This window comes from Salinibacterium sp. (assembly GCF_031364185.1).
Lineage (GTDB): Bacteria > Actinomycetota > Actinomycetes > Actinomycetales > Microbacteriaceae > Rhodoglobus.
Map to the genome: position 1 here is coordinate 1 of NZ_JANLVV010000358.1, position 7,017 is coordinate 7,017.

The 7,017-nt window shown below is 65.4% G+C and carries 7 protein-coding genes; 4 read left to right on the forward strand and 3 right to left on the reverse strand.

The window, feature by feature from the left end; translation table 11 throughout:
- A partial coding sequence (locus RMN95_RS15750) for a DUF3117 domain-containing protein (protein ID WP_309617860.1) occupies positions 1-163 on the forward strand: 163 nt, incomplete at its 5' end.
- Between the two features lie 23 nt (positions 164-186).
- Here RMN95_RS15750 and RMN95_RS15755 read toward each other — a convergent pair.
- On the reverse strand, positions 187-819 hold the full coding sequence (locus tag RMN95_RS15755) for an O-methyltransferase (RefSeq protein ID WP_309617854.1): 633 nt from the start codon (positions 817-819) through the stop codon (positions 187-189).
- A gap of 63 nt (positions 820-882) precedes the next feature.
- Between RMN95_RS15755 and RMN95_RS15760 the strand changes: the two genes are divergently transcribed.
- A complete protein-coding gene (locus RMN95_RS15760) occupies positions 883-1,245 on the forward strand; it encodes a Sec-independent protein translocase TatB (protein WP_309617855.1) in 363 nt (120 codons plus the stop codon).
- A 16-nt stretch (positions 1,246-1,261) separates the two neighbouring features.
- On the opposite strand, the gene RMN95_RS15765 is transcribed toward RMN95_RS15760, so the two are convergent.
- Positions 1,262-2,824 carry a succinic semialdehyde dehydrogenase gene (locus RMN95_RS15765; protein ID WP_309617856.1) on the reverse strand — a complete coding sequence of 521 codons (1,563 nt, stop codon included), beginning with the start codon at positions 2,822-2,824 and terminating at the stop codon, positions 1,262-1,264.
- 80 nt (positions 2,825-2,904) lie between these two features.
- Here RMN95_RS15765 and RMN95_RS15770 point away from each other — a divergent pair, with 80 nt between their 5' ends.
- Positions 2,905-4,257, forward strand: coding sequence for an MFS transporter (locus tag RMN95_RS15770; protein WP_309617857.1), 1,353 nt, complete (start codon positions 2,905-2,907; stop codon positions 4,255-4,257).
- The gene (locus RMN95_RS15775; protein WP_309617858.1) at positions 4,254-5,708 is read left to right on the forward strand and encodes an aminotransferase class V-fold PLP-dependent enzyme; all 1,455 of its coding nucleotides are present in this window, start codon (positions 4,254-4,256) and stop codon (positions 5,706-5,708) included. Before RMN95_RS15770 ends, RMN95_RS15775 begins: the two co-directional genes overlap by 4 nt.
- A 170-nt stretch (positions 5,709-5,878) precedes the next feature.
- Here the strand turns inward: RMN95_RS15775 and RMN95_RS15780 are convergent, their stop codons facing one another.
- On the reverse strand, positions 5,879-6,793 hold the full coding sequence (locus RMN95_RS15780; protein WP_309617859.1) for a LysR family transcriptional regulator: 915 nt from the start codon (positions 6,791-6,793) through the stop codon (positions 5,879-5,881).
- Positions 6,794-7,017: the final 224 nt, after the last annotated feature.

The window sequence follows — 7,017 nt, forward strand, 5'->3', positions numbered from 1 at the left end:
GAAACCGAGGACCGGTGACGGGCCGATGGAGGCTGTCAAGGAAGGGCGCCTCATCATCGTTCGCGTTCCGCTCGAAGGCGGTGGCCGTCTTGTCGTGTCAGTCAATGACGCCGAAGCGAAAGAACTCCACGACGCACTCGCCGGAGTCGTAGCCCCGGTCTGAGGCGAGTTCCAGCCTGCCGTCTCTCAGTCGGTTAGCTTGGTCAACTGAAGCAGACCGTCGCCCACGGGCGACAGCGCGCTGATCACTTCGACCGAGGTGGCGACCTCGTTCAGCAAAAGCCTGAAGTTCGACACCACTTCGTCGCGCTGGGCCGGGTCGGCCACTCGTCCCTTCCACAGGGCGTGTGCAACGACGACGGTGCCACCGCGTCGTGCCAAACGCAGGCCGTGCTCCACGTACTCGACGACGGACTGCGGGTCGCCGTCGATGAACACGAGGTCGTAGCTGGCCTCGTTCATGCGGGGGAGAACGTCGGATGCGCGCCCGCAGATCAGCCTGATCCGGTTGGCCGGGATGCCGGCATCGCCGAATACTTTGCGCGCCTGCTGCTGGTAGTCGAGCTCAGAGTCGATCGTGGTGAGCACAGCCTCGGGCGCTCCGTGCATAAGCCATAGGCCACTGACACCCAATCCGGTGCCGATCTCGATCATATTGGTGGGCGCTGTAGCGGCCGCGATGACGGCGAGTTGCGCTCCCATTGACGGCGTGATCGACTCGATGCCGAGTTCAAGGGAGTGCAGCCGAGCCGCCGCAATATCGTCCCGTTCAACGGCGAATTCCTCGGTGAACTTCCAGCTCAGCAGCGTATCTGACACGTGTAACACCTCACGTGCCCCACTCTAAGGTCAGACTGGGGCTGCACCGGTTATCCTGAGCGAGTGTCTTTCGGTCTCACCTTCGACAAACTCCTGGTAATCGGGATTATTGCTGTCTTACTGCTCGGCCCCGAGCGCCTGCCGTATTACGCGTCGCAACTCGCCAGGTTGGTCAAATCGGTTCGCGGGCTTGCGGATGGTGCGAAGGAGCGCATGCGCGAAGAGATGGGCCCCGACTTCGACGACATCGACTGGAAGAAGATGGATCCGCGGCAGTACGACCCGCGCCGCATCATCCGGGAGGCGTTGCTCGACGGGCCGGACGAACCCGCCGTCGTTCGCCCACCTGCCGAGTCTGCCTACGCCCAGCGGCAGCGCCTGCTGCGCGAGGGCAAGCCCGCGCCGTACGACGCCGAGGCGACGTAGATCGCAGCGTGCCGCCCTATCGCCACCGCAGGGCCTTGAGCACCTGCAGCGTCGCGGTCATCAGCCCGGTCAGCTTCTCGAACTCCTCACCGGTGCGGGGGAGGTTGATGAGGCCGGTCGACTCCGAGATAGTTCGTGCTTCGACGAAGCGCAGCAACCCTTCCGGGCCGTTGCGTCGGCCCATTCCCGACTGCTTCATTCCACCCATGGGCGCGTCGATGCTGGAGAACGAGCCGCGGTATCCCTCGTTGATGTTGACGCTGCCGGCATCGATCAGCTCGGCGATGCGACGACCGCGGGCCAGCGAGCCGGTAAAGATGGATGCGTTGAGTCCAAAGTCGGACGCATTGGCCGCCGCGATGGCCTCGGTCTCGCTCGCCACCTCGGCGATCACGACGACCGGGCCGAACGTCTCGTTCGCGAAACACTCCATGTCGGCGGTCACTCCCGTGAGCACCGTCGGTTCGAAGAAGAACGGCCCGAGGTCGGGTCGTGCCCGCCCGCCCGTCAGCACTGTTGCGCCTTTGGCGACCGCGTCATCCACGTGCTTGCTGACGCGATCAAGCAGGGCGGCCGAGGTTAGCGATCCGACGTCGGTGCTGTAGTTCAGGGCCGATCCCTGCCGCAGCCCCCTCGTGCGCTCGACAAACGCCCGGGTGAATTCGGCGGCCACCAAGCGGTCAACGTAGATGCGTTCGATCGAGACGCACAGCTGGCCCATCGACGAGAACACTGCGTAGACCGCGCTGGCGGCAGCGTCGGTCGGGTTCGCGTCATCGAGCACGATGAGCGGGTTTTTACCGCCGAGCTCGAGCGATGCCCCGATGAGCCGCGATGCCGCACGCTCGCCAACCTTCGTGCCGGTCGGAGTTGAGCCGGTGAAGCAGACGTAGTCGGCGGCATCCACCACCGCAGTGCCGATCTCAGTGCCGTCTCCCGCCACAACCGCCCACAGCGCCTCGGGAACCCCCGCGTCGATAAACGCCCGGCGCGAAGCCAGGATTGACAGTGCGCCCTGGTTATCGGCCTTCTGCACGACGGCGTTGCCGGAAGCGAGGGCCGGAATCACATCCATGATCGACAGTGCGATGGGGTAGTTCCAGGGGGTGATGACGCCGATGAGCCCCTTGGGCTTATAGCCGACGCGGGTCTTCACGACCACGGGGATGCCGGCCCGTCGGCGTCTCGTCCGGAGCACACCGCGCGCAGACACCGCGTAGTAGCGCGTTACCGAGGCGCCAGCGAACACCTCCTCGAAGGCGTTGCCGCGAGTTTTACCGGTCTCGGTTTGCAGGATGTCGAGCAACTCGTTGCGGCGCTCCAGCAGCAGGTCGTGCGCCCTGAGCAGCACCGCGCGGCGGTGGGCGAAACCGGCGGCACGCCAGGCTTTTTGGGCGATGCGAGCGGCGGCAGCGGCATCCACTACGTCGTCGGCAGTTGACAGCGGCAGCGCGTGCAGCACTGCGCCGGTGAAAGGCGCAATCACCTCGGCTGTGGTGCCACTGGTCGACGTTAGATCGGCGACGAGTTGGGCGGTTCGATCGGCGCTGATCGGGCTTATTCGCAGGGTTGCAGGCATAATCCCAGCCTACGCTCGCGACCGATGCGGCGCTCAGGGGCGCTACGCGGTCATGACACGGCGTCACTACACTGTGAAAGATGACCGCACCACAGCGGGTTCTCACCCGAAGAACATTGGCAATGTACGCCACCGGTTCGCTCGGCACCGGTGGGTTCGGCACCCTGCCTGGTCTCGTATTGGTCTTCTACCTGACTGACACGCTCGGCATCGCGGCGCTCGCCGCGGGACTGCTCGTCACCGTCGCCAAGATTTGGGACGTGCTCATCGACCCTGTTATCGGCGCACACAGCGATCGCGGCCTCATGACGCGCGGGTCGAGGCGACCGCTCATGGTGCTCGGGTCGATCGCTCTGCCGGTGTTCTTCATCCTGACCTTCGCAGTGCCGGCGGGCATCGGGCCGGTCGCCTCCGGCCTCTGGGTGCTGATCGCCTTCCTGGTCACGGCGACCGCATTTAGCCTGTTCCAGGTGCCCTACATCGCCCTGCCGGCTGAGCTTGCCAGTGGCTACGACCAGCGCACGAAACTCATTTCGGCACGGGTGGTGGTGCTCACGATCGCCATCCTGCTGTTCGGTGCGGGTGCTCCCGCTCTTCGCGATTCTTTCGCCAACGAGCACACCGGCTATCTCGTGATGGCCGTCGTCGCAGGGCTCGTTATTGGTCTCGGGATGCTCGTCTCAAGCTTCGTCGCGCCGCGCGGTCTCACGGCGGAGGTGGCCAGTATCTCCATCCTCGACACCTATCGTGCGGGCATCGCCGCGCTCAGGCGCAGCCAGCCGTTCCGTGCCCTACTGTTCACTTTCCTGCTCCAGGGGCTGGCGACCGGGCTCATGCTGGCCGGAGCGCAATATGTCGCCACCTGGGTGCTCGGCACCGGTGTCACCATCCTTTTCGTTGCGCTGATCGCTCCCGCCGTCATCTTCGCGCCGGTGTGGGCACTGGTCGCGGCGCGAGTGGGAAAAGAGCGCGCGTTCCGACTGGCGTCATCCCTCTTTGCCATGGCGGCGCTGGTCATGATCCTGCAGGTGTGGATGCCCGGAGAATGGGTCTACGCGCCCGTCGCGCTCGCGGGGGCGGCATACGCCGGAATGCAGTCGCTGCCGATGTCTATGCTCCCTGACGTCATCTCCCATGATGCCGCCCGGCACGAGGTTGCCTCGGCCGGCACCTTCGGGGGAGTGTGGACGGCCGGAGAAACTACCGGAATGGCGCTCGGAGCGACCGTGCTGACCGTCGTGCTGGCGGCATCCGGCTATCTCGAATCTGTCGCAGGGCAGGCTGTTGTACAGCCTTCGAGTGCGATCGTAGGTATCGTACTGAGCTTCAGTATCGTGCCGGCCGTGATCATCGGGGCGTCGCTATGGGCGTTCTCGGGCTATCCGTTGCGCAGGGTAGACATCGATCAGTTGGCAGAAAGGACCCTCGGATGAAATTCCAGGAACAGCCCTCAGACATTCTCGCGAGGCTGAGCGAACTCAGGGATGCCGACGCTCCCACGCATGGCGGGCGTGTGCTCTCATACGTATACGATTCCGGCGTGCCCGAGCTCGATGAGCTGGCCGCCGCCGCTATCCGCATGGTGCAGCCCGTCAACGGGCTCGACCCGACCACCTTCACCTCGGTCGCCGTGATGGAACGGGAGGTCGTCGCGTTCGCGCGGGACATGCTGGGCGGCGACGATGAGGTTGTCGGCACCGTGACCACCGGCGGCACCGAAAGTTGCCTCCTCGCCGTGAAGACCGCGCGCGATAACTGGGCGGGTGAGGGAACGCCCCGGCTTCTCGCGCCCGTCACCGTGCACGCCGCGTTCCACAAGGCCGCGCACTACTTCGGGCTCGAACTGGACCTGGTGCCGGTGCTGTCTGACGGAATCGTGGATGCCGACGTCATGATCGAATGCCTGGGTCCGGATGTCGCCCTCGTGGTGGTATCGGCTCCGAGCTACCCTCACGCGGCCATCGACCCCATCGCCGTGATCGCCGCGGCCGCCGCCTCGCAGGGAATCGACTGCCACGTCGACGCCTGCATCGGCGGCTGGGTGCTGCCATTCTGGAAAGACCTCGAGCCCTGGGATTTCCGGGTCGATGGGGTCACCAGCATGAGCGCCGACCTCCACAAATTCGGATATGCCCCGAAAGGCATATCCGTGCTGCTTACTCGCGGCCGAGACCGTCAGCGTGCCCAGTATTTCGCCACGACGCGGTGGCCTGGGTATCCGGTGGTCAACTCCACCATGCTCGGCTCGAAGTCTGCGGGGGCGCTCGCCGCGGGTTGGGCCCTCACACGGGCACTCGGTCGTGACGGGCTGGCCGAGCTTGCGGCATCCTGCGCACGGTCCACGTCTTTTCTGGTCGATCTCATCGAGTTCATTGAAGGATTGCGGGTGGTGGGCTCGCCGGTCGGCCCGCTGATAGCTATCGCGACCGATGAGAGCGTCCCCGAGGATCGCCGAGTTGATCCGCACCACTGGGCCGATCAGGTGCGCACGCACGGATGGATGCTGCAGCTGCAGCCCGGCCTTGCCCAACAGTTCGGCGTGACCCTGCCGCACACCACCCATCTCACGGTCACGCCGGTCACCGAGCGCGTGATGCCGGAACTCGCGTCTGCCCTGATGACGGCAGCAAGCGAAGTGCGCGGGATGGCGCCGATATCCCCAGCTGATGCGCGTGACTCGCTGCCGGACGAGCTGCTCGAGTCGCTAACCGAGCCACTGGACTCTGAGGCCGCGCTTCGCGTGCTCATGGAGGTCGGCCTCGTGTCGAAGGATTCCGAGGGACTGCCCGAGAAGATGGCGCCGTTCCTCGCCCTCATTACGGCGATGCCGGCGCCCGTCACCGAGCGGCTTCTCACCGAGCTCATCGCGCGCACCGTCGAGTAGCGCTCGGCTGCATCGGGCAGCGGTCTGTTCGCGCCCACAAGATGTTCATAACTCCTGCAGTTCGGGCAAATCGGCACCGCACGCGCCCGGAATTCCGGGGGAGCGGGTGCGGACCGGTGCCGATCTGCAGGAGTTATGAACACGGGCTGGCCGCGCCCATGGCGCGCGACTCAGGCTTGATGCTGTCGCTCGAACTCGGCCGCTTCTGCCTGCAGCGCCCCGATGACCGCGCGAACCGACGGTCGTTCCGCCCGGTCTGGGCGCAGCAGCGCGCTGATGAGCCTCGATGATCGAACGCCGACGAGCGGGCGCGTGATGAGCCCATTCTCGCGATCGCGGGTCGTATACCGCGGCAGGATGCCGATCCCGTGGCCCGCCGCGACCAGCGACTCCACGATTCCGTTGTCCGCAATGCGCTGGGCAACCCTGGCCGGGGTGGCGTTGGCCGCCTCGATCCCGCGCAGGATCCGGTCGAAGGGGAGGTCTGACGGAACTCCGATCCACTCTTCATCGATGACATCGGCCGGGGTGAGCGACTTCTTCGCCCCGAGGGGGTGGCCTTCGGGCAGGGCGATGTCGAGCGGCTCGCGCATCAACGGGACCACGGTGATGCCGCGTTCACTCCATGCCGGCAGGATGCCTGGGGCATCGGCGATGACGATGTCGAAGTCGGCCGTGAAATTGGCGATGTCGGCGACGAAGCTGTCGAGGTCGCTGCAGATCAACTTCAGCCCGGGCAGCGCATCGATCCTGGTGAGCAGCCCCGGGAGCAGCATCTGGCCTGCCGTCGGGAAGATCGTGAGGGTGACTTCTCCCTGAGGCTGGGATCGGAAGTCGGCCCACAAAGCCTCGGCGCGCTCGATCGCGGTGGCCACATCGGTGGCCGTTCTGGCGAGTGCCCGACCGGCCGAGGTGAGTGCGACTCCGCGGCCCGAGCGTTCCGTCAGGGGCACGCCAGCCTCCCGTTCGAGGATCTTCAGCTGCTGCGAGACAGCAGAAGTGGTGCGGCGTGTGGCCAGTGCCACGGCGGTGATGCTGCCGCGATCTGCCAGTTCCCTGAGTAACTCGAGTCGGCGGATATCCATGAAGTAAAACTACACTGTGACCTAAGTAAGATCAGCTTGTTCTACACGGTTGTTGGTAGTGGAATAGAACCATGACTACAGCACTTATTCTCATTGCAGCACCCGCAGTGGTGGCCGTTGCCAGCACAATCGGTCTCGCTGCCCGCGACGGCTACCGTCGCATGCCTACCCGTCGCGCGTAACGCTCGAGCCGGAGCATCCGGTACCCGCACCGCCCTGGCCAC

What these genes read in the sequence shown, in the direction of transcription:
- RMN95_RS15775 (WP_309617858.1), top strand. Translation starts at nt 4,254, where the DNA reads ATGAAATTCCAGGAACAGCCCTCAGACATTCTCGCGAGGCTGAGCGAA.
- RMN95_RS15765 (WP_309617856.1), bottom strand. Translation starts at nt 2,824, where the DNA reads ATGCCTGCAACCCTGCGAATAAGCCCGATCAGCGCCGATCGAACCGCC.
- RMN95_RS15770 (WP_309617857.1), top strand. Translation starts at nt 2,905, where the DNA reads ATGACCGCACCACAGCGGGTTCTCACCCGAAGAACATTGGCAATGTAC.
- RMN95_RS15780 (WP_309617859.1), bottom strand. Translation starts at nt 6,793, where the DNA reads ATGGATATCCGCCGACTCGAGTTACTCAGGGAACTGGCAGATCGCGGC.